Consider the following 22,544-nt stretch of genomic DNA (forward strand, 5'->3'; position numbering starts at 1 on the left):
CCCCAACCCTCTCCCCGTAAAAACGGGGAGAGGGGGAAGACAAAGCTCCCGTACTCAATTCCGGCCGTCGCAGGCCGATCCTCCCGTTAGGGAAGGCGAAGGATCATCCCCATGACCAAACCCAAAGTTCTCATTTCCGACGCGCTCTCTCCCGCCGCCGTGCAGATCTTCAAGGACCGCGGTGTCGAGGTCGACTTCCAGCCCAATCTCGGCAAGGACAAGGACAAGCTCGCCGAGATCATCGGCAATTACGACGGCCTCGCGATCCGCTCCGCGACGAAGGCGACCGCGAAGATCCTCGACAAGGCGACCAACCTCAAGGTGATCGGCCGCGCCGGCATCGGCGTCGACAACGTCGAGATTCCCGCCGCTACGGCAAAAGGCATCATCGTGATGAACACGCCGTTCGGCAATTCGATCACGACTGCCGAGCACGCCGTCACGCTGATGCTGGCGCTGGCGCGCGAGATCCCGCAGGCCGACGCCTCGACCCAGGCCGGCAAGTGGGAGAAGAACCGCTTCATGGGCGTCGAGATCACCGGCAAGGTGCTCGGCGTCGTCGGCTGCGGCAATATCGGCTCGATCGTCGCCGACCGCGCGCTCGGCCTGCGCATGAAGGTCGTCGCCTTCGATCCGTTCCTATCGCCAGAGCGCGCCAAGGACATCGGCGTCGAGAAGGTCGATCTCGACGAGCTGCTCAAGCGCGCCGATTTCATCACGCTGCACACCCCGCTCACCGAGAAGACGAAGAACATCATTGATGCTGCCGCAATCGCCAAGATGAAGAAGGGCGTGCGCCTGATCAACTGTGCCCGCGGCGGCCTGGTCGACGAGCAGGCGGTGGTGGATGCGCTGAATTCCAAGCACATCGCGGGTGCCGCCTTCGACGTCTTCGTCGAGGAGCCCGCGACCGCGAACGTGCTGTTCGGCCACCCCAACGTGATCTGCACGCCGCATCTCGGCGCCTCCACCACCGAGGCGCAGGAGAACGTCGCGCTCCAGGTCGCCGAGCAGATGTCGGACTATCTGCTGACCGGCGCGATCTCGAACGCCGTCAACTTCCCCTCGATCACCGCGGAAGAGGCGCCGAAGCTGAAGCCGTTCATCGCGCTCGCCGAGAAGCTCGGCTCGTTTGCCGGCCAGCTCACCGAGACCGGCATCCTCAAGGTCGAGATCACCTATGAGGGCCATGTCGCCGAGATGAAGATCAAGGCGATCACGTCAGCCGTGCTGTCGGGCCTGCTGCGGCCGATGCTGGGCGAGGTCAACGTGGTGTCGGCGCCGGTCGTCGCCAAGGAGCGCGGCATGGTGGTCGACGAGATCGTGCGCGCCGCCCAGAGCGACTATGAGAGCCTGATCACCGTGACGGTCGCGACCGAACGCCAGGAGCGCTCAGTCTCCGGCACCGTCTATCACGACGGCAAGCCGCGCCTGGTCGACATCAAGGGCATCCGCGTCGACGCCGAGTTCGGCAAGTCGATGATCTACGTGACCAACGAGGACAAGCCGGGCTTCATCGGCAAGTTCGCGAGCCTCTTGGGTGACGCCAAGATCAACATTGCGACCTTCCATCTCGGCCGCGTCGAGCAGGGCGGCGACGCCATCGCGCTGGTCGAGGTCGACGGCGCGGTGCCGGCGGACGTGCTCGCCAAGGTGCAGGCCCTGCCGCAGGTCAAGCAGGTCAAGGCGCTGACGTTCTGACACTCCGTCATTCCGGGGCGATGCGAAGCATCGAACCCGGAATCTCGAGATTCCGGATTCGGCTCTGCGAGCCGCCCCGGAATGACGGGCATCATACCATAAATTCCGACCTGCGGAACAACGACGCCGCCCTCTTCGCGAGGGCGGCTTTTTGTTGGTGCGGTGCCGCGCTTTATTTCTCCCCCGGCCTTCCAACTTTGTGTACCAATAGCGCCAAGACGCTCCGTACCAATCGTTCGAAAAAGGGAGAAAACAATGCGTGAAGCCGTCATCGTTTCCTATGCACGCACGGGCCTGGCGAAGTCCGGCCGTGGCGGGTTCAACATAACGCCGCCGATGTCGCTCGCGGCCCATGCCATCCATCATGCGGTCGACCGCGCCGGTGTCGAGAAGGACTATGTCGAGGACTGCTATCTCGGCAATTGCGCCCATGGTGCGCCGAACATCGGCCGTCAGGCCGCGCTGCTCGCGGGCCTGCCCAAATCGACCGGCGGCGTGTCGGTGAACCGCTTCTGCTCGTCGGGCCTCCAGACCATCGCCATGGCCGCGAACTCGATCCGCTCCGACGGCTCCGACTGCATCGTCGCAGGCGGTGTCGAGAGCATCTCGATCCCGGGCGGCGGCTCGCCGAAGGAATGGGTCGATCCGGATCTGCTCAAGACCGCGCCGGACATCTTCATGGCGATGATCGATACCGCCGACATCGTCGCCGAGCGCTACAAGCTCAGCCGCGAATACCAGGACGAATATTCGCTGGAGTCGCAGCGCCGCATGGCGGCCGCCCAGCAGGCGGGCAAGTTCAAGGACGAGATCGTCCCGATGAAGACGAAGATGAAGGTGGTCGACAAGGCGACCAAGGCCGAGAGCATCGTCGACTATGTCGTCGATCGCGATGAATGCAATCGCCCTGAGACCACGCTGGAAGGATTGGCAAAACTCGAGCCGGTGAAGGGCCCCGGCAAGTTCGTCACCGCCGGCAACGCCAGCCAGCTCTCGGACGGCGCGGCGGCCGTGGTGCTGATGGAAGCCAAGGACGCGGAGAAGCGCGGGCTCAATCCGATGGGCCGCTTCGTCGCCTGGGCGGCGGCGGGTTGCGAGCCGGACGAGATGGGCATCGGACCGATCTTTGCCGTGCCGAAGCTGTTGAAGCGTCATGGCCTCAAGATCGACGACATCGATCTCTGGGAGCTCAACGAGGCCTTCGCCAGCCAGTGCCTCTATTCGCGCGACAAGCTCGGCATCGATCCCGAGAAGTACAACGTCAACGGTGGCTCGATCGCGATCGGCCATCCCTTCGGCATGACCGGCGCCCGTCTCACCGGCCACCTGCTCCAGGAAGGTGCGCGCCGCAAGGCCAAGTGGGGCGTGGTGACGATGTGCATCGGCGGCGGCCAGGGCGGCGCCGGCCTGTTCGAGATCTATAGCTGATCCAGGCCACGTGAATGAGAAAGGCACGGCGCCGCAAGCGCCGTGCCTTTTTCGTTGCAGATCGATCGTCACGAAACTATATGTCTTCTGTCGGAAAAGGCAGACTTGGTCTGGTAAGCCCAAGTCCTTTCGGTAACGAAAGCTCTGGTCTTTGGCCTTGTGCACGAGATCCCCGCGACGAACATCGGACGCCACCAAGGCGCCCAATCGTTCGTCCGTGTGATTCTCAAGCCCAGGGAACGCTCCGGTCGAACATCGACCACAGGAGCGTCTCATGCACGATCAATCTTCGATTCCATACGACGTCGTCATTGCCGGTGCCGGGCCCGTCGGCCTTTATCTCGCATGCGAGCTGCGGCTCGCCGGTCTCCAGGTGCTGGTGCTGGAGCAATCGCAAGATTCGCATTCGGCCCTGAAGCAGCTCCCGTTTGGCCTGCGCGGTCTTTCGATCCCCACACGCGAGGCCTTTCACCGGCGCGGCCTGCTGGAGGAGATCGTGGCCGCGCAGCAGCTTGCCTCAGGCGCGATCAAGAGCGCAGCCCACTGGATGCAGCAGACGCGGCGGCCCGCGGGTCATTTCGCCGGCATCCAGTTCTATCAGGACAACGTCGATGTCGCGAAGTGGTCCTGGCGTCTGCCAACGTCGGCCGATGCCAACCTCGCCGTCGATATGGAAACGCTCGAATCCGTTCTGGCTGCGCGCGCATGCAGCATGGGCGTCGAGATCCGGCGCGGTTTTGGCGTGAATGCCATTGTCGCCTCGAGCGAAGACGTGACAGTGCAGGCGGCCGGCGCGACCTTCCGGGCACGCTGGCTTGTCGGATGCGACGGCGGCCGCAGCACGGTGCGCAAGATCGGCGGCTTCGACTTCGTCGGCACCGACCCCGAGTTCACGGGCTATTCCATCGATGTCGAGCTGGCCGATCCGGACAGGCTTCGCCAGGGTCGCAACTACACGCCCGCCGGCATGTATACCTATGCGCAGCCCGGGACGATCGCGATGGTCGATTTCGACGGCGGAGCTTTCCACCGGACCGAGCCGATCACGCGCGAGCATGTGCAGAGTGTCCTGCGTCGCGTCTCCTGCACCGACGTCACCGTCACGGCGCTTCGGCTCGCCGCCACCTGGACGGATCGGGCCCATCAGGCAACCACGTATCGCAAGGGGCGGGTGCTCCTGGCGGGCGACGCCGCCCACATCCATTCGCCGCTGGGCGGCCAGGGCCTCAATCTTGGTCTCGGCGATGCGATGAACCTGGGCTGGAAACTGGCGGCCACGATCTGCAGGCAAGCACCGGCCGATCTCCTCGACAGCTATTCGCGCGAGCGGCATCCTGTGGGCGCGCAAATCCTCGACTGGTCGCGCGCGCAGGTCGCGATCATGCGGCCGACGCCGAGCACCCGCGCGCTCCAGGCCATCATTCGCGATCTCATCGAGACGCGGGACGGTGCGACCTATTTCGCCGAGCGCGTGCGCGGCGTTTCGCTCCGCTACGATCTCGGTGGCAGCCATCAGCTTGTCGGCCGGAGTGCTCCCGATTTTGAATTGCTTGACGGGACGACGGTCGCAGAACGTCTCAGGCCGGCGAAAGGGATATTGCTGGACTTCGGCGCCCGTGCACCGCTTCGGATGCTTGCAAGCCGCTGGAGCGACCGGATCACATATGTCGCCGATGACGCAAAGGACCGGCTGGGCCTGAGTGCTGTGCTGGTGCGCCCCGACGGCTTCGTCGTGTGGGCCTGCGACGGCACGCCCGACTATGAGGAGGTGGCTCACGCCGCGTCGCGATGGTTCGGTCAATCCATGGAGGCGCGAGGATTTCCCTGAGCACCACGCAGGTCAGCGCCAACATCAGCAGCGTACGCCAGGGGCGCCACCGAGACCGGCTCGGCCTCGTCGCAGGCGCGCTCCGCGGCGCAGTCGCTGTCGAACGACAGCAATCGCCTCAAGCTCGAGCTCGGCAGGTTCCTGGACACGGTGCGCGCGGCCTGATCGTGCGCCGCCCGCGACAGCAAGACGTATCCTGGACTAGGCCGCCGACATAGTCTTCACGGTCGTCTCGGCTTGCTCAGCGAGCCAATTCACGAACAATTCGACGCTGCGATCGCCGATCAGATCGGCTGGCCACTGCGCAACCTGAATTTTCGTGCACTCGACCGTGGGGTAATTGGCGAGCGCGGACATGAGGCGTCCAGACGAAACCGCATCTGCAACCAGAAGCGAGCGCCCCAATGTCACGCCGGCCCCCTCGGCCGCAGCCGACATGCACATTCCCATGTCGTCCAGCGTCAGGCTGCCAGCGGCGGCGCCCGATTTCGGCAATCCCAGGCGTCTGAACCAGGAGGGCCAACCCCAGTCGCCGGTCGCGTTGTCGCCCTTGTGGATGAGCGGCAGGGCCAGCAGGCCGTCGGGGTCGGTCAAGGGACGCCGCCGCGGCAACAGGTGTGGCGCACAGACGGGAAAAATCCGCTCCCAGAACAGCGGCAATTGCGTCGACGTCCGCCGTGCGTCTTCGCTCGCGTTCCAGACAATTCGCACGTCGAGCGGCCGCCTTGAGCTGTCCCCTGTCTCCAGTGGCTTGAGATCAACGTTGATCGACGGATATCGCGCCGTAAAGTCCGGCAGGCGGCGGACGAGCCACCACGTTGCCAACGCCGAGCTCGCGCCCACACGCAACGTCGTTCGGTTCGAGCGCCGCCGCACCTGAGCATCCAGCGCACCAAGCGCGTCGAGTGCTGCCGCAAGCTCCTGCCTGAGCTGCGCGCCGGCGGGTGTTATCCCGATCCCCGGGTTCTGCCGCTGCAACAATGCGACCCCGAAATGGTCCTCCAGCTTTCGGATCTGATGGCTGACCGCACTCTGTGTGACGCCCAGCTCCGCCGCGGCGCGTGTGAATGAACCATGGCGGGTGACGGCGTCGAACGCGACGAGCGGTGCGAAGGGCGGCAAGCGGCGTGGCATCTCGGTCTCCTCAAGCCATGATACAGATTCATGAGCTTTTGAGGAACCATCATTCGACCAGAGCCTGTTGCCCGGCCATCCATGCGCCATGGAGGCCGCAACGACCATGCTCGACAAACCTCAGAACGACGATGAAGCGCGGAGCGCCAGTTGGCGTGCCGACGACCGCGGCAATCGCATGTCCCTCGAAACGGCGACGCTGCTTGCGGCATGCTTGAGCGGCTTTCTGTTTCAAGTCGACCTGACGGCCTTGGCAGCTGCCTTGCCCGACATTGGCCGCGACCTCGGCGCCGCTTCCGCGCGAGCGGCCTGGGCCATCGACGTCTACAGCCTCGCCTTGATCTTCTGTCTGCCGATTGCAGGCAGCCTTGCCGACAGATACGGACGCGTTCAGATGTTCACTTGGGGGGCGGGGCTGTTTGGCCTGGCTTCCCTGCTGTGTGCGTGCGCGACAACGTTCGACGTTCTGCTGACATTCCGCACATTGCAAGGTATCGCCGGTGCCTGCCTCACCAGCACCTCGTCCGCCCTCCTTGCCGGTGCCTACGAGGGGCCTCGCCGCGCGCGGGCGTTTGGACTTTGGGGCACGATCGTCGGTGCCTCGATGGTCGCTGGCCCGCCGCTCGGATCGTTGCTGGCCGATACGATCGGGTGGCGCTGGATTTTTTGGGTCAACTTGCCGCTTTGCGCGGTCCTGGTTGTGCTGGTGCTGTGCAGAATTGGCAATGGGCTCGACCAGCAGCGTTCGAGCGCCAAGGTCGATTGGCTCGGTGCCGGCCTTCTTGCGATCACGTCGGCGGCGCTCGCGTTCATGCTGCTGGAAGCGCCCGCGCTTGGCGGCATCGCGTCGGCGACGTTCCTGGCAGGACTCGCGGCTTCCGGGATTGCGCTGCTTCTGTTCGTTTGGGTGGAACACCGACACCCCAACCCGGCGTTCGATCTCAAGCTGTTCGGATCCCGGCAGTTCATCGCGATGTGCCTCGTCCCGATCGCGGGATCGACCGGATTCTGGTCGCTGCTCGTCTACGTGCCGCAATTGGCACGCGGACCGTTGGGTCTCAGCCCGCTTGGGGCGGGCTGGCTCCTGGTCGCGCTCACATTGCCGATGATGGTGTTGCCGCGCTATGGCGCGGCCTTGACGACCCGCATCCCGTCACGGACGTTCTTCTGTGGTGGTCTCGCTCTGATCGGGATGGCTGACCTGGCACTCGGTGCGATCTCCGGCGCAAATGCGGGGCCGCACACGCTGGCAATGACCGTCATCGCGTTGCTGGTCAGCGGATCAGGCTGTGCCGTGATCAACGCTCAGATCACCGCCGCCGCCGTGTCGGCGGTTCCAGGCGATCGTGCGGCGACCGCATCGGCCATTTGCGTCACGATGCGCCAAATCGGTTTCAGCTTCGGGATCGCGCTTCTGGGCGCGGCGCTGCAGCTCAGCCCGAATGGCGACTATCTCGCCGCCTTCATCGTTGCAGGCGCATCGACCCTCGCCCTGACCGCCATCGTCTATTGGCTCATGGACGGGCAACAGGCTGCATAGCGGCGGGCGCCGTGCTCTTTTTTGTGCGGCTTCTAGCTCGCGGAGGGAAGCGGACATCGCCTGACTTCGCAGATGGCCAAAGCCAGGCCTCGCGCCCACGAAGCAACTTGCACCACCCCTCACCATTAAATCGCGTAATCAACCACACGATGTCATTCTTATAAAGACAACCGCAATGGAAGATGCTAAAGTCTGCTGGCGATCAAGCTTGCAATGGGGAGGGGCGCCATGGCCTTATCGGACCCGAGCTCGGCGATCCAAACCATCATAGACGCTGCCGTCAGTGATTACATGGGGATGGCCGTGTACGTCTTCACGGACTTTGACGGCTCCGGCACCCCCTCCGCAAAGTTCTTCTCTCCCTCCCAGACTGAAGTCTGGGACTCGAACCACAACGTCGTGGCCGCTGCGAACCTGCCAAATACGCTGTTCGAAATCGGGTCCATTTCCAAAGTCTTCACATCCAGAATTTTTTACAGCCTTCAGGGCACATATGATGGGAATACGGTCGGGTCCTGCATGCCCTCGATTTCCCTGCCGGCCGCGATCAGCGGGATTCCGGTCGCCGACATCGTCACCTATGCTTCTGGATTTCCGCAGGATAACGGCTTGCCTCCCGATCCGCGGGGACCATTCTGCCCGCCGAGTAACTTGCAGAACTTCACCGAGCTCGTCGCTTGGTTCAACAGCGGACAGCACTCGGCTTGGATCTGTCCGCCGGGCCAGTGCTACACGTATTCAAACCTTGCCTGGTCCCTCCTGGCTATTGCCGGCGCCAACCCGCAGAACACCTATGTCGACGTCTATGACGAGTACAACACGCAACTCGTGGAGCTGTGCGCGGGTCTGGGCATGAACAACACCGCGTTGTTCAGTACGGGCCAGGTGCCCAGCATGGCGTGTGGATACGACGGGACGCAGCCTTTCGACGTAGGTCATAGCTATTTGCCGTGCCCACCGATGGAGTTCGGGAGCGGATCGATCGTCAGCTGCGCCTCGGACATGCTGCAATGGCTGCTCTACAACATGGGCCAACTGCAGCCTTCACCGACGGAATTCGCCATCCTGCAGACGCAGCAGCAGACCGGCTGGACCCGGGGCAAATGCGGTACGGCGACGGGCATCTGCGGGGGGCCGACGAACGGCCCCACGGTCGGAATTGGGTGGTTCTTTCCGAACATCGCCGGCGCGGCGGGACGTGTCCTGTCGAAAGATGGCGGCGTACCGGGCTTCAGCTCGTGGATGGGGTTTGAGAGCTGGGTTCAGAACGGCGCAAACGCTCCGTCGGGCAATGGCGTCGTGGTTCTGTCCGCCGGCAGCCTCGCCTCGCCAGTGGGACAGAAAATCATGTCCATTCTTCTCAACGCCGAGGTCGAGGCTGGTTTGTCGTCGAGTTGACCCAATGTCGGGCTCGTCTTTCGACGAGAGGATGACGGAGAATCTTGCGAAGGGGCCTGATCGTCGATGAGTTCGACGATCAGGGGCGGAGCGCAACCTGCCTCGTGGCAGCAATCGATCTGGCCTGATCTCGCCTCAAGCCCGCGCCAGCGCCGGTGCGAACACCACCTCGATCAGCGTGCCGGTGTTGGCCGTGCTCTTGATGTTGAACCGGGCGCGGTTGGCCTCGACCAGCGCCTTGGTCAGGGACAGGCTGAGCGCGGAATTGTCCGAGGCATCGCCCGGCGGCGGGGTGCGGAACGGCTCCATCGCGGCCGCGACTTCGCGCTCGGTGAGGCCATGGCCGGTGTCGCGGATGCGCAGCGCGATCTCGCCGCGGTCGGTGAGCGCGGTCGAGACGATGACCTGGCCGCCGGCGCTGGCAAGCCGGATCGAGTTGGAGATCAGGTTCATGGTGACCTGCCGCATGGCGCGCGCGTCCACCGTGACCTGCGGCAGCGCATGGGCGAGCGAGGTGCGGATGATGATGCGTTCGCGGTTGGCCTGCGGCTGCATCACCACGACGCAGGCTTCGACCAGGTCGTTGAGGCTGAGGTTGGCGAAGTTGAGGTCGAGCTTGCCGGTCTCGATGCGCGACAGCTCGAGCAGATCGTCGATGATGGTGATGACGCGCTCGCCGGAGGCGCGGATGTCCTTCATGTACTCGCCGTAGCGCTCGTTGCCGAGCGTGCCGAAGCGTTCGGAGATCATCACCTCGGCGAAGCCGATGATGGCGTTGAGCGGCGTGCGGATCTCGTGGCTGATCCGCGCCAGCATGTCGGCCTTGGCGTTGGCCGCGCCGTCGACGAGATGGCGGGCCCGCGTCAGCTCGCTCTCGCCCTTCTTGCTCTGCGACAGATCGCGGAACACCGCGAAGAAGTTCGGGCCGTCGGGCCGGGTGCGGCCGAGGATCATGGCGAGCGGAATGACGCCGCCGTTCTTCTCGCGGCCCAGCACCTCGCGGCCATGGTCGAGCAGGCTCGCGATGTCCTGGCTCCTGACGCTGTCGAGATAGTCGACGACGACCTGCTGGCTCTCGGGCGCGAACAGGCTCACCAGGTTCTTCTGCAGCAGGGCTTCGCCGTCATGGCCGAACAGCGCCTCGGCGCTGCGGTTGCAGGCGTGGATGTTGCCTTCGGCATCGAACATCACGATGCCCTCGGCCGTGGTGTCGAGGATCGCGGCGAGATCTTCCGCCTCGGCATCCCCGGCCTCGAGCTCCGGCTCGGGCGCGACCGGCGCCGCCACCACGGTTTCGACGATGGCGGGCGCGGCGACGACTTGTGCTGCCTGCGGCAGCGCGCAGATCAGCGCATGCGCGGGATTGCCGTCCCAGTCGATCGTGTGCAGATGCGCCTCGGTGGTCGCGAGCGGCTGTTCGCCGTTCGCCACCGCCGCGCTGATCGTCACCGGCGTGCCCGCTTGCGACGTGCTGCTGGCCGCGGACACGCCGGGCTCGACATAGAGCGCATCGAGCCCGCCGGCATCCTCCAGCGCGGTCAGGCCGGGATAGCCCATGCGCGCGAGGAAGGCGGGGTTGGCATAGAGCAGGCGGTCGAGCCGGTAGATCAGGATGCCCGTCGGCAAAAGGTCGAGCAGCGCGCGGTCGCGCACGCTGTGGCCGTGCGCGGGCGGCGCGGGCTCGGTCAGCCATTCGGCCGGCGCGTGTGGCGCATCGAGCTCCCGCATCGGCGGTTCGGGCGGACTCGCCGCGGCCGGCGGCTCGGAGGTGACGGCTGCGATCGTCTCTCGCTCGCGTTCGAGGCGCTCGGACAATTGCCGCGCGAGCTCGTTGAACGCGCTGTTCTCGACAGGGGTCAGCGTCGGCGATCGCGTGTCGCCGGGGGCGCGGAACGGCACGACATTGGGAGGCGTTTCCACTGATGTTTCCAGATCGGTTGGGTGTGAATTCGCTTCGGTGACGGGTTCGGGCAGTTCAGCTTCAGGCTCAGGTGCGGGCGGCTCGATCGGCGGAGGCGGCGCCTCCGGTTCGGGATCGGGCTCGACCCATTCGGTGGACACGCCATGCTGTGCGGCCGGCTCGGCGCGCAGCTCAAAGCGCCGGAGCGCATCGAGCCGGTTGAGGCTGTCGAGATCGCGGCAGACGCCAAAGCCCTTGAAGCCGGCAAAATGGCGCGCGTGATCATAGACCGGAAGCCCCGCGAGCTCGACCGGCAGGCGCTCACCGCCATCGGCCGGCCAGTTCACGGTGATCCCGGCCCAGGTATCGTGGCTGGCCAGCGCCTGCGCGACGCGCCCCTCGGGATCGAGCGAAAACGCGTCGGCGATCTCGCGCCAGGGGCGGCCGAAGCCCGCGGCCGTGTGTGGGCCGATCAGGCGGATGAACTCGCCGGTTGCGAGCACAAAGCGGCCCTCCACATCCACCTGCCACAGGAAGCGCAGCGGATGCTGGCGCGGTGCGGACGGCTCCGCTTGGCCCGACGGCGGCTCGACCATGCCGGCTGTGATCGGCTCACCCTGGGGCGACACAATGGCTTCGGCCAAGTTTTCAACCGGAGTTTTGGATGCGGCTTCGATCGTCTGGTCGACGGTGTCTTGGACATTGTCTTGGACCGGTGCGACGTCCGGCGCCGCTTCGCTGGCGGGCAGCGCAGGCGTGTGCGTGATCGTCTCGGTCGGCGCCGGTGGGTCGACCGGCTCGGCAAACGCGTCGAACAGCGCGATAGCGGCCGGCGCTGGGTTCGGCGGCGCGGGCTGCGGGTCGTCCGGCGGCGCGGATGCAACTGGCGGCACTGCGGCTTCTGCCGGTGGAGCGGCCGGCTCAGGCATGGTCTCCTGTGCCGTCTCGGGCGCGGCATCGTGCGCGGCCTGCGCCGGCGCGGGCTCGATCAGCGCGACCAGGCCGATATCGGCACCGAGGCCGACCCGTTGCAGCACCATGTGGCCGATGCCGATCGGCAGCTCGGCGCGGCCAAGGCTAAGCGCATCGCTGCGCGCCTGCGCGAGGCCGGCCTCGTCGAGATCGCGAAAGCCGAGCAGCGCGCGGGCGGCTTCGCTGGCGCCGGCGAACAGGCCGTCGGGCGCGAACGCCGCCATCGGCACCGCTGCGCCTGCGACCAGCCGGTGCAGGCGCTCGACCAGCGGCATGGTGCGGCCGGCTGGATTCATCGCGGTGACCAGCACGCCATGGCTGCCGTCGGCAAATTCGAGCCGCGCGCAGGCGCAGGTCATCAGGACGCCGAGCCGGGCGCCAAAGCCGCGCAGCCGTTCGAGCCTGACCGCGCCGTTGGCCGAAAGGTGGCGGGCGAGGCGGGCGACCTGGCGGCGATGGCTGTCCGCCGGCCCGAAGCTCTTGCCCGCCAGCGCGGCGGCATGGTCCGCGCCGAAGAATTTTGCGCCGACCGGATTGGCCCAGAGCACCCGCGTGCCGTCGATCGACCACAGCCAGGCGGGCAGCGGAGAGGTCGCATGCACGGCCAGCCGCGGATCGCCCACGCCTCGCAACTGGAAATCCGAACTGCTCATCCGACCGGCTTCAAGTCTCACGCATCTGGTAGGGCGGCTGCCGGGAATGACAGCCTTAAGAAAGGGTTAGTATCGCCCGCGGCTGCGGGCAGGTCCACGGCCCCGGTCTAGCGGGAAAGGCCTAAAGCCGCGATAACCTTAATGTGCCTGAGCCCGCAAGAAGCACCAGCGCAGCATCCGCAGGATTCGCGGGGGGATGGTCAGCCGCGATGGACGCGGCCAAGCCGACGCACGAAGGCCGGGATGTCCATTGGCTTGAACTGAGTGGGGCCGCCGACTCGGTCCAACCTCTCCCGCTTGCGGGAGAGCGCAGGCCGCTTTCGGCGGCCGTCTCTCAGGAAACGCCGAGGCGAAGCCTCGGCTATGCCGAAGGCGCGGGTGAGGGCTCTTTCCTCATTGGGACTGTCCCATTGCGGAAGCACCCTCACCCCAACCCTCTCCGCAAGCGGGAGAGGGAGCGGACCGCCTTCATGGGTCGCATCTTGGTACCGCAACCATGGGTTCCCGCTGGCAGGAACCTCATCCTCCCCGGGATTAAATTTTCACCGCGCAGCCCGGATCGCGTTGCGATGCACAATGTTGACATGTTACGCGGGGATACTGCTGGGCGCTGGGCGAGCCATCTCGTTTGTTTTGCGTTTCCAGTCTTCGTACCCGCTGAATTTGAAAGGCCCAGACCGGGGGCCGGCGGGCGCGCCAGAAGGCTCACTCCATTTTCCATAATCGTGAGGGACATCCATGACAGGTGCGACAGATCCATTCACTGCCTCGATCATTCCGTTCGAGGTCCCGGAACAGATGCGGGCGTTCGCCGAAAAGGGCGTTTCGCAGGCCCGCGAGAGCTACGCCAAGTTCAAGGACGCGGCTGAAAGCCAGAACGGCACCATCGAGGCGGTGTTCACCACCGCCAGCAAGGGCGCGAGCGAATACTCGGCCAAGCTGATGGAGTTCATGAAGGCCAACACCCAGGCCCATCTGGACTTCACCCAGGAGCTGCTCGGCGTGAAGTCGCCGTCGGATGCGTTCGCGCTGTGGAGCAGCCATTCCAAGAAGCAGCTCGAGACCTTCCAGGCCCAGGCCAAGGAGCTCGCCGAGATCACCCAGCGGGTTGCGAGCGCCACCGCCGAGCCGCTCAAGGCCAGCGCCGCGAAGCTCTACCCGCCCGCCGCCTGAGCGGCCGGGCCAAGGCATGATCCGGACCCGAAGGGGCCGCCAGCGCAAAGCGTGAAGCGGTTTTCCGCTAAGATCATGCCCAAACAATAGAAACCCGGGCCGCAGGGCCCGGGTTTTGCTTTGGAAATAACCTCGTCTGAAGGGCGATTCTCGGGTTTTGCGGCCTTGCCAAAAACGGCCGTTGCACCTAGTTTCCGCCCCGTCCAGCCCCCCTCGGTGACCGGCCCTTATCAAGGGCGCCCCCAGGGCGGCTCGCAAGGATGCAGTTGTAGCTCAGTTGGTTAGAGCGCCTGTCTGTGGAACAGGAGGTCGGTGGTTCGAGCCCACCCAACTGTACCAGCGTTGCTGGGCGTTTCGTCTCCAACTTTTCTACTGTGGCTATGTCATCGCTAGTACAGCGATGATCTTCCGCCGTTTCCCGGGGATAGCGAAACTCGGTCGTTGCTCGGTTTGCTGTTTTCGTGATTTGTTCTTCGCCTCAACCTTTAGGTGATGAGATGGCGGAAGAGACGTTCAAGGTTACAATCAAAGGTCCTGGGCTCGACTTCAATCAGTCCATCGAGAAGGCTGACGCTACTTTGATCATGAGCTTCGTGATGACCGGCTCCTCTTTGCCAAGTCACGGCTCGACGGGAGGCGACGGCCGCGCGGGCGCTGGTGTTAGTGGAGGTGCAGGTGGCGCAGCGAACGGCGCAAATCTCGCCGGTTTGAATCCGAAGCAATTTATCGCGCAGAAAAAGCCAAAGACGCAGTACGAGCGGATCGCCTGCCTAGGCTATTTCCTGCACGCGGCCAGACAAGTAACGGAATTCGGCGCTGAGGAGATTAAGGCTATCAATAAGGAAGCTGCTCAGCAGCCTATCCTGAATCTTCCCACGATCCTAGGCGACACGAGTTCGAAGTACGGCTACCTTTCGGCTGCTGGCGGCGGGAATAAGCAGATGACGGTCCGCGGTGATGCCGTCGTAGAGGCTTTGCCGGATCGTGAGGCGGTTAAGSCAGCCATTGCCGAGCACCGTACAAGCAAGAAGAGGAAAAAGCGCACGACAAAAAAGAGCAGCAAGTAACTCGAAATGCTCGAGCAGATCGTATCTGACCTTAAGGCGCACTTTCCAGACAAGCTCGTTGATGAGCTTCTATCCGCTTATCAGGATGCTAAGCACAACTTCTTCCTCGGCGGCTTGCGCCTAAGTGCCGTTGAGGGGGGGCGCTTTTGTGAAGCCGCCATGCGAATGCTCGAACATGCGACGACTAAGAAATTCACTGATCTTGGTCGGATGGTGGCTAGTGACAAACTATTCGAGACGTTGTCAAACTATCCGAAGGCTCAATTTCCTGAGAGCATTCGTGTGCATATTCCGCGCGCTATCCGCGTTGTGTACGATATTCGCAACAAACGAGACACTGCGCATCTAGCGGATGACATCGATCCTAATTTGCAAGATGCGACACTCGTAGTGTCCAATCTGGATTGGATCCTCGCAGAATTCATCCGCCTCTATCACCAAGTGAGTGCGGACGAAGCGACGAAAATCATCGATGATCTTGTTACGCGCAAGGTGCCGGTGATCGAGGACTTTGATGGCTTCCTAAAAGTGCTCAATCCCGAACTGAAAGTCTCCGGCTATGTGCTGGTCTTACTGTATGAGCGCGGATCCGACGGCGCGACTTTTTCCGAGTTAGAAAGGTGGGTTCGACCGCCTATGCGTAGAAACCTGCGCCGTACTCTCAATGGAATGGTGGATGATGCTTTCCTTCATGAGAATGACGCAGCGTCCTACTTTTTGACGAAGCGCGGTCGCCAAGAAGTCGAGAGGCGTAATCTCCATAATATCGAGTGATTAAATTACAGTGACAGTGCGCGGCGGGCTTCGCTGAGGTCGGCAAATGCCTTGCCGTTGATCTGTTCAGCCTTGAGCGTTTTCATGAAGCTTTCAGCCTTGGCGTTGTCGAAGGGATTGCCCGGCCTGCTCATGCCGATGGTGATGTCGCGATCGGCAAGCCGTTGGCGATAGGCGATGGACGCGTATTGCACGCCGCGGTCGGAGTGACGGATCAGGCTGCCGGGGGCCGGTGCCCGAGCCGCGATGGCTTTCTCCAGCGCGGTGATGGCAAGCGAGGGAGTCGAGCGTGTGCTCGAAAGCCCAGCCAACAGCCTTGCGCGAGAACGCGTCGAGAATGACCGATTGGTAGGCAACCGTGTCAGGTTGGCTTGCGGTCGCCACTTCCGCACTGGCGACGTTGATTTCGTTATGTTACTTAAGGGCGCATTCAATTTATTGTGCAACCTATTTTAGGATCAAATTCCATGTCCGATGCACCAAAGTATCAGAACATAGGAGGTAATGTTGGAGCGATGGGAGACGGGGCTCGTTCCGACAACAACACATTGGTCGTGCAGGCCGCTAGCGCGATAGACCTCGGTAAGTTGGCCGTAGAATTAGGGCAAGTGCGAGCGGCGATGAAGAAGCAGGGCGATCCCGATAATCCCTCGCAGGACGAGGAGATCGGCACAATCGCTCAAGCGGAGAAGGCGGCAAAGTCTGGCGACAAGTCCAAAGCCCTGGAAATCCTAAAAGGAGCCGGAACGTGGACTCTGGAAGTCGCAAAATCTGTTGCGGCCGGGCTCGTTAAAGACGCGATCGAAGGCAAGATCGGTACCTAGGCAATAAATCTCATTGTCCTTCTGAGGATTGCAAAATGAGTGAAGATTGGGACGAACAAGGATCCCGTGCCGTCGCCGAAGCTCAGCGCCCCGGAGAGTTTGTCCGACAGCACGTCACGCCATTGCTCAGTCAACGAACTAGGGCTCCAAAGGAAAAGACAAGAGAGAAGAAGGGTGATCCACCTTCGCCAGGAGATCGGGTCTTCCAATCTGAGGAGCAGTTCTGGGAGGAGGCCCAGCTCCTAACTTTTCATACCGTACAGCTTCAAGAATTTCGCCTTTCCGACTGGTTTCCTCGCACGCCTGGAGTGTACTGGTCGCGGCACGGCACCATGGCCCGGGAGTCTACCTACAGAAATTCTACTACGGTTGATCCCAAGCTTGGTCGAATTTTTTCACCGCAGTCGAAAATGTCTCTAATCGAAAAAGGAGGGATCGGAACGATACGGCTTCGGCCTCGTCGAGTGGACAATACTGATAGTTGGTTTGCCACTGCCGTGAAAGGCCCTCAGTGCGCCGGCGGAATTCCCTTATTGATTCCGCACGCCTTTGTAGAAAGTGGGGAGATCGAGTGGGGTGATGTTGTCAACATCGTCGGTAAAGTGCGATTTTTGCAGGACGCCAAATTGGACGATGTGGCGGCATATGTGCATCATGCGAGTCCTGCAATCATTTTCGTTGAGGAGATCGAGCAGAGTTTCTCGAAGAAGCGAGACAGAGAAGAGCAGAGGAAGTATTCGGGAAAGTACTTGACGATCACGCCGGTCGCGCTTTTCGACTGGTCGTCCAGTTCAAGCAGAGAAGATAGCCCGCGCCGACATGTTGACTATGGATATACGTTTGTTCATTCAGGAACTGCCGTCGGCCATCTGGACAATGCAGCAGAGTGGATAGAATTGTATGCCGAAAAACATGGCGGTAACGTTCTGACGAATTTCGACGAGCGTTCTCCAACTCTCGCAAACGCGCCACTAAGCTACCAGCGTCTGGTCGATAAGACTTACGATCGTGCGATAATAAACAATTTTCATTTGGAAAGGTTAGCTGACCGCATCGACTCGGTTAGTACCCAATACGTCAACTATGGAAACGTAGAGGCAATGGGAGATGGAGCCCGCTCTGTTAGAAACACAATTCGAAAAAACTTCCGTGGCGAGGACGATGCGCATTAGCAGACGCTTTGTCGTAGTCGATCACTCTTAGCCTATTTGGACGCGGCTCGACCCAGCTACGCTCTCCCGACGGCTCACGGCCCTACCTCACCCCCGCCCCCGCCACCACCGGCAACGTCACCGCCGCCAGCAGCGTCCCCAACGCCACCGCGCCCGACACCGGGTTCACCAGCCGCTGATACTGAACCGGGATTACACCATTACGCCATTACGGTAACAGCACACAAAACTCTCGACGCGGGGAGTGCCTCATCCGCACCGCTGCTCAAAGCCAGTTTTGTCCGCAGTCACCGTAGCTCCTCGGTTCGCAATGCGCTATCGGTAGCGAGCCAAGGACGTTCATGGACAAGCAAGCCGGGCGGAAAAGATCGTGAGTTTCTTCGAGCGTCTCAAGACAGAAGCATCCGTTGAGTGGCGGGCCTACACCGAGCATCCCTTCACGAACGGATTGGCGGACGGCTCGCTCCCCGAAGCGGCGTTTCGTCACTACCTCGTTCAGGACTACCTGTTCCTCATCGAGTTTGCCCGCGCGTACGCGCTCGCGGTCTACAAGTCACCCAGACTTGCCGACATGCGTGAAGCAGCAGCCGGCCTTTCGGCCATCCTCGATGTCGAGATGAACCTGCATGTGAAGCTCTGTGCCGATTGGGGTCTATCCCCGGCCGACCTTGAACAGACCCCTCCAGCGGCCGAGACGCTGGCCTATACACGCTACGTGCTCGACACGGGAATGCGCGGCGATCTGCTGGCACTCAAGGTGGCGCTTGCCCCCTGCGTGATCGGGTACGCGGAGATCGCAACGCGGCTCGCCTCGCTCCCCCTCGCGGACGCCGCGACGAACGCCTACCGCGTCTGGATCGCCGAGTACGCCGGCGCGCCGTACCAGGAGGTCGCTGCCAAGGCGCGGGCGCACATGGAGCATCTCGCCGATCTCTACGCCACGCCGGCCCGCGAGGCAGAGCTGATTGCGATCTTCAAGGAAGCCACCCGACTCGAAGCAGACTTCTGGGAGATGGCCTGGCGCGCGGGCCAGCCTGTTCAATAACCCTTTCGGCAGTCGTCAGGCTCATGACCTGAAGAGTTATCGAATTACGATGACGGTGCTCCTCGATCTGTCGGGTCGAGCTTCCGTCACGATTCCTGAAAGCCTAACAGAAACCACGTCTGTCGGCCGTCCCCGCTAGACCGCATTCATCATTTCGCGTAGTCTTTTCGCACAGCAACATGTTAGCGGAGGTCCTCCGTGGAACATCGCGGCGTAAGCTTCTCGATCGTTGAAATGAGCTACCCTTCCGGTTGGAAGTGGACTGTGGGAAAAGGCCGAACCGTGTCGGTCGGTGTCTGTGCCACGAGGGTGGACGCGATCCGCCAGGCTCAGACTTTCATTGACGCGATTATGGACTGGGCTGCGTAAGCGGCGCTACTTCACCCCCGCCACGATCAGCACCACCACCGGCAACGTCACCGCCGCCAGCAGCGTGCCCAGCGCCACCGCGCCCGACACCGGGTTCACCAGCCGCTTGTACTGGACCGCGAAGATATACGCGTTCGCGCCGGTCGGCATCGCCGCGAACAGCACGATCACGCCGGCTGCAACCGGGGGCAAACCGAGCAGCTTGGCCAGCAGCAAGGCGGCCGCGGGCATCACCAGCAGTTTGAGCGCGCACATCACGAGGATGCCGAGCTTCTCGCCCTTCACCTCGAACCGGAACAGATTGATGCCAAGCGCGATCAGCGCGGCCGGCGATCCCGCCTGCGCGAGCAGCTCGATGGTTCTGTCGGCCACGGGGTTGAGGCCGAGCCCCGTAAAGCGCCAGAGCACGCCAAAACCGATTCCCAGCATCAGCGGATTGCGGGCGAGATCCGCGAGCACGGGGCGGATCACCGCCAGAGGCGAGCCGCTCCCCTTGCGGCTGACAAGCTCCATTTGCAGGATGCCGCAGAGCCAGAGCAGCGGCGTGTTCACCGACAGGATCAGCGCCATCGGCCCCGCGGCCTCGTTGCCCAGCGCCGAGAGCGTCAAGGGAATGCCGAGCATCACGATGTTGCCGTAGACCGAGCCGATCGCGAACACGACGCCGTCCTCGCGGTCCTCGCGCCGCTCGCGCAGCAGGGCCGACAGCGCCAGCGCCGCGATCCAAATGATGGCGAGCGCGCCGTAATAGGCGCCCCACATCCGCCAGGGGCTGACATCGGGGAATTCCGAGACGACGATGGTGCGGAACAGCAAAGCGGGGATGGCGATGCTGAAGGCGAATTCGGAGATGCCCTTGTGCGCGGTCTCGGAGACGAAGCGAAACAGCACGGCGGCATAGCCGGCCGCGATCAGGGCAAAGACCGGCGCGACGATCAATACGGTGGCCATGCACCCCCACTCACGGGGATCCCGGCCGGCCACCCCACGCATCCTCGATCATGGCATCATGCCCCTGTTTTGCCCGACGAGTCAAACTCACTTCGTAAAATCCGTAGAGGCGATTTCACAAGGCATATCAAGGCCCCCGCTACTGTGCATGGGGTTGTTTTCGCGTTTTTTTTGCCGGACGGTCGCCGGAGGCTCGGGCCTGACCCGATCTCGCCAGTTCCGCCAACGGGTTAGCCGTACACCGCGGAGCAGCCCCACCCACCGCCGTCATCCCCCGCGAAAGCGGGGGATCCAGTACGCCGCGGCTCCTCTGGGAACTACAGCCGCCTCTGGAATACCGGGTCACCCGCCCCAGTGCGCAATTGCGCACAAGGCGGGTGACGACAGCGGAGAAACGAAATGACCCCTTTCGGGGCCTCTGGTCCGGCTGTCGTCCGCCTATCCCGCCTGTTGCCGAGACCGCACACGTCCCGGGTTTCGCTTCCGCCCTCGTTGCCAACGAACAGGCGTTCACCCACTATCCCATCGACTCGACATTTGGGGGGGATCGATGCCGGCGTTCCGCTTTAAGAAATCCTTGGGCACCGCAATCCTCGGGATTGCCCTGGCCGTCCTGGTCCAGCCGCGCGCCGGCTTCGCCTACACCCAGGAGGAGCAGCAGGCCTGCTCGCCGGACGCGATGCGGCTGTGCGGCGAGTTTGTTCCGAACGTCGATGCCATCACCGCCTGCATGATCAGGAAGAAGGCGCAGCTGTCGCCGCAATGCAAGGTGTTCTTCCGGCAGGGACCGGAGCCGGGCGAGGCCCGCGCCGGCAAGCCGACCAACATTGCGCCGAAGACCGCGAAGAAGAGCGCCAAGCCGGCGACCAAGAAGAAAAAGACCAGCGAGGGCTGAGCGCCGCCTCCGTCGAGAAGACGCGATCACCAGCTTGCGACAGCCTGGGACTCCTTTTGTTCACGGGCCAGCGCACATCCTTGCAGCAATTGCGACGCGAACGACGGAAGAGACTCGCTCCGGGATTTGCCCGGTCAGGTTGCGTTGCGGTTTTTCCCGCGGCGCTGCTCGAAAAGCCACGATTTCCTGGGTAAAAGGCGCTTCGTGACAGTTTGTGTCGAGCGTCGCGCGAAGCAGTGTGACTCAAAAGCCGCCACGCCTTGTTATTTCGTGGCTACAACGCAACTCTCGATAAATTTTTCTTTCACGAATCAGCGCGGTGATTCATTTTCGCGGCCTAGGGTCAATCTGGAGGCCAAGGTATGAACGTTATTGTTTTTGCATCGCGTAAAGGCGGCTCGGGCAAGAGTACCCTGGCTGCACATCTCGCCGCGCAGATCAAGGCGACGAAGCCTATCCTGCTCGTCGATGCGGATCCGCAGGGGTCGCTCACGCTGTGGCACRAGCTGCGTGGCACCAACGAGCCGCCGATCAAGTCTGCGGTGAATTCGGTCAGCGGCATCGTCTCCGCTGCCAAGCGCGACGGATATGAATGGGTGTTGATCGACACGCCGCCGAATCTGTCGGCCGTCGTCGACGACGCGATCAGGAACGCCACCATGGTGGTCATTCCTGCGCGCCCCGGCGTGTTCGACGTCAATGCGGTGCAGGAAACCATCCAGATGTGCCGCGCGGCGCGCAAGCCCTATGCGGTCGTGCTCAACGGTGCGCCGGCGCGCCGTGACGAGTCCGAGAGCCCGATCGTCACCATCGCCCGCGAGGCGCTGGCCAAATTCCGCGCTCCGGTGTGGGGCGGCCAGATCACCAACCGTTCGGATCTGCTGATGGCGCTGAGCCACGGCGAAGGCGCGCGGGAATATCAGGCCGAGAGCCGGGCGGCTCAGGAAATTGCAAGGCTGTGGGCGGCGATCGAGCGTTCGGTCAAGGCGATCCGTGGCACGGCGTCGGCTTCCGGCACGATGCACAAGCAGGCCGCGTAATTTTCAATAGTCCATTTGCCCGACAAGAAACGCGCGGCGGTCCGCGCGTTTTGCGTTTCTGCCTTCACCCGTCATTCCGGGATGGCGCGAAGCGCCAGACCCGGAATCTCGAGATTCTCAGGTGCGCAATTGCGCACCGTAATTCGCCCTTCGGGCGCTCCGGAATGACGAGATCAACGCTACGCCACCATCAGCATGTAGAACACGATGACCGGCGACATCGTCAGGATCACCGACCAGATGCCGACGGCCCAGAGAATGTCCCCGGTGGTAAAGCTCTGCTGTCCGGCGTCATAATGTGACGCCACATCATTCTGACTATTCACAAACGCCCCCGCGATTTCTTCGCTTATGGGCGTCAACGCTAGGCGGGATGTTTTAAAATTCCGCGTCGCAATCCCGCGCGCATTTGGACACAGGCGCTACCACGGATTAACCATCCCAGCGCGGCCGGCGTCAGCCGACCAGCCAGACGCGAAACAGCAGCACCGGCATCAGGCCGAGCATCACGGCCCAGAAGCCGAACGACGACACCACCAGAATTCCCCGCAAGAGATCGGCCGGCGCGAAATTGTCCGCGGCCGTCGGCCGGGTACGATGCCCCATGGTATTCCCCCTCTGAAAGACTTTGGACGAAAACGCTAGGCGCGATCGCGTAAACGAGTCGTGGATGCGCCATG

Annotated in this window: 19 protein-coding genes and 1 tRNA gene; 14 read left to right on the top strand and 6 right to left on the bottom strand. The window is 62.9% G+C overall.

What is annotated here, in order from left to right:
• The first annotated feature begins 111 nt into the window (after positions 1–111).
• From serA to ACXJMY_RS24815, 3 genes are all read left to right on the top strand, one after another.
• Entirely contained in the window at positions 112–1,701 is a 1,590-nt protein-coding gene (gene serA, locus ACXJMY_RS24805) for a phosphoglycerate dehydrogenase (RefSeq protein WP_456621973.1), read from the top strand.
• A 255-nt stretch (positions 1,702–1,956) separates the two neighbouring features.
• The gene (locus ACXJMY_RS24810; RefSeq protein WP_456621974.1) at positions 1,957–3,129 is read left to right on the top strand and encodes a thiolase family protein; all 1,173 of its coding nucleotides are present in this window, start codon (positions 1,957–1,959) and stop codon (positions 3,127–3,129) included.
• A 274-nt stretch (positions 3,130–3,403) separates the two neighbouring features.
• Positions 3,404–4,957, top strand: coding sequence for an FAD-dependent monooxygenase (locus ACXJMY_RS24815; RefSeq protein WP_456621975.1), 1,554 nt, complete (start codon positions 3,404–3,406; stop codon positions 4,955–4,957).
• Positions 4,958–5,158: 201 nt separating this feature from the next.
• Here the strand turns inward: ACXJMY_RS24815 and ACXJMY_RS24820 are convergent, their stop codons facing one another.
• Positions 5,159–6,091, bottom strand: coding sequence for a LysR substrate-binding domain-containing protein (locus tag ACXJMY_RS24820; protein WP_456621976.1), 933 nt, complete (start codon positions 6,089–6,091; stop codon positions 5,159–5,161).
• Positions 6,092–6,197: 106 nt separating this feature from the next.
• Between ACXJMY_RS24820 and ACXJMY_RS24825 the strand changes: the two genes are divergently transcribed.
• Complete coding sequence (locus ACXJMY_RS24825) at positions 6,198–7,631, top strand: MFS transporter (protein ID WP_456621977.1); 1,434 nt, start codon at positions 6,198–6,200, stop codon at positions 7,629–7,631.
• Positions 7,632–7,859: 228 nt separating this feature from the next.
• On the top strand, positions 7,860–9,029 hold the full coding sequence (locus tag ACXJMY_RS24830; RefSeq protein ID WP_456621978.1) for a serine hydrolase domain-containing protein: 1,170 nt from the start codon (positions 7,860–7,862) through the stop codon (positions 9,027–9,029).
• 135 nt (positions 9,030–9,164) lie between these two features.
• Here ACXJMY_RS24830 and ACXJMY_RS24835 read toward each other — a convergent pair whose 3' ends face one another.
• Positions 9,165–12,554, bottom strand: coding sequence for a PAS domain-containing protein (locus ACXJMY_RS24835; RefSeq protein WP_456621979.1), 3,390 nt, complete (start codon positions 12,552–12,554; stop codon positions 9,165–9,167).
• A 738-nt stretch (positions 12,555–13,292) separates the two neighbouring features.
• Here ACXJMY_RS24835 and ACXJMY_RS24840 point away from each other — a divergent pair.
• The 4 genes from ACXJMY_RS24840 (at position 13,293) to ACXJMY_RS24855 (ending at position 15,568) form a co-directional block, all read left to right on the top strand.
• Complete coding sequence (locus ACXJMY_RS24840) at positions 13,293–13,727, top strand: phasin (protein WP_456621980.1); 435 nt, start codon at positions 13,293–13,295, stop codon at positions 13,725–13,727.
• A gap of 262 nt (positions 13,728–13,989) precedes the next feature.
• Positions 13,990–14,066 (top strand) — tRNA-His (locus ACXJMY_RS24845).
• A gap of 158 nt (positions 14,067–14,224) precedes the next feature.
• Positions 14,225–14,794, top strand: coding sequence for a hypothetical protein (locus tag ACXJMY_RS24850; protein WP_456621981.1), 570 nt, complete (start codon positions 14,225–14,227; stop codon positions 14,792–14,794).
• A 6-nt stretch (positions 14,795–14,800) separates the two neighbouring features.
• The gene (locus ACXJMY_RS24855; RefSeq protein WP_456621982.1) at positions 14,801–15,568 is read left to right on the top strand and encodes a hypothetical protein; all 768 of its coding nucleotides are present in this window, start codon (positions 14,801–14,803) and stop codon (positions 15,566–15,568) included.
• 5 nt (positions 15,569–15,573) lie between these two features.
• Here ACXJMY_RS24855 and ACXJMY_RS24860 read toward each other — a convergent pair whose 3' ends face one another.
• On the bottom strand, positions 15,574–15,960 hold the full coding sequence (locus ACXJMY_RS24860; protein ID WP_456621983.1) for a transposase: 387 nt from the start codon (positions 15,958–15,960) through the stop codon (positions 15,574–15,576).
• A 75-nt stretch (positions 15,961–16,035) separates the two neighbouring features.
• Here ACXJMY_RS24860 and ACXJMY_RS24865 point away from each other — a divergent pair, with 75 nt between their 5' ends.
• From ACXJMY_RS24865 to tenA, 3 genes are all read left to right on the top strand, one after another.
• Positions 16,036–16,392 carry a hypothetical protein gene (locus ACXJMY_RS24865; protein ID WP_456621984.1) on the top strand — a complete coding sequence of 119 codons (357 nt, stop codon included), beginning with the start codon at positions 16,036–16,038 and terminating at the stop codon, positions 16,390–16,392.
• 35 nt (positions 16,393–16,427) lie between these two features.
• Positions 16,428–17,564: a hypothetical protein gene (locus tag ACXJMY_RS24870; protein ID WP_456621985.1), complete on the top strand. Its 1,137-nt coding sequence runs from the start codon at positions 16,428–16,430 to the stop codon at positions 17,562–17,564.
• Between the two features lie 370 nt (positions 17,565–17,934).
• Complete coding sequence (gene tenA / locus ACXJMY_RS24875; protein ID WP_456621986.1) at positions 17,935–18,609, top strand: thiaminase II; 675 nt, start codon at positions 17,935–17,937, stop codon at positions 18,607–18,609.
• A 375-nt stretch (positions 18,610–18,984) separates the two neighbouring features.
• Here tenA and ACXJMY_RS24880 read toward each other — a convergent pair whose 3' ends face one another.
• Positions 18,985–19,929: an AEC family transporter gene (locus tag ACXJMY_RS24880; RefSeq protein WP_456621987.1), complete on the bottom strand. Its 945-nt coding sequence runs from the start codon at positions 19,927–19,929 to the stop codon at positions 18,985–18,987.
• 550 nt (positions 19,930–20,479) lie between these two features.
• Between ACXJMY_RS24880 and ACXJMY_RS24885 the strand changes: the two genes are divergently transcribed.
• Together ACXJMY_RS24885 and ACXJMY_RS24890 are read left to right on the top strand one after the other, a co-directional pair.
• Entirely contained in the window at positions 20,480–20,824 is a 345-nt protein-coding gene (locus ACXJMY_RS24885; protein ID WP_456621988.1) for a hypothetical protein, read from the top strand.
• 362 nt (positions 20,825–21,186) lie between these two features.
• The gene (locus ACXJMY_RS24890; protein ID WP_456621989.1) at positions 21,187–21,864 is read left to right on the top strand and encodes an AAA family ATPase; all 678 of its coding nucleotides are present in this window, start codon (positions 21,187–21,189) and stop codon (positions 21,862–21,864) included.
• 179 nt (positions 21,865–22,043) lie between these two features.
• On the opposite strand, the gene ACXJMY_RS24895 is transcribed toward ACXJMY_RS24890, so the two are convergent.
• Together ACXJMY_RS24895 and ACXJMY_RS24900 are read right to left on the bottom strand one after the other, a co-directional pair.
• On the bottom strand, positions 22,044–22,190 hold the full coding sequence (locus ACXJMY_RS24895; protein WP_456621990.1) for a hypothetical protein: 147 nt from the start codon (positions 22,188–22,190) through the stop codon (positions 22,044–22,046).
• Positions 22,191–22,320: 130 nt separating this feature from the next.
• The gene (locus ACXJMY_RS24900; protein WP_456621991.1) at positions 22,321–22,470 is read right to left on the bottom strand and encodes a hypothetical protein; all 150 of its coding nucleotides are present in this window, start codon (positions 22,468–22,470) and stop codon (positions 22,321–22,323) included.
• Between the last annotated feature and the right edge of the window lie 74 nt (positions 22,471–22,544).

Source organism: Bradyrhizobium sp. P5_C12 (assembly GCF_054049735.1).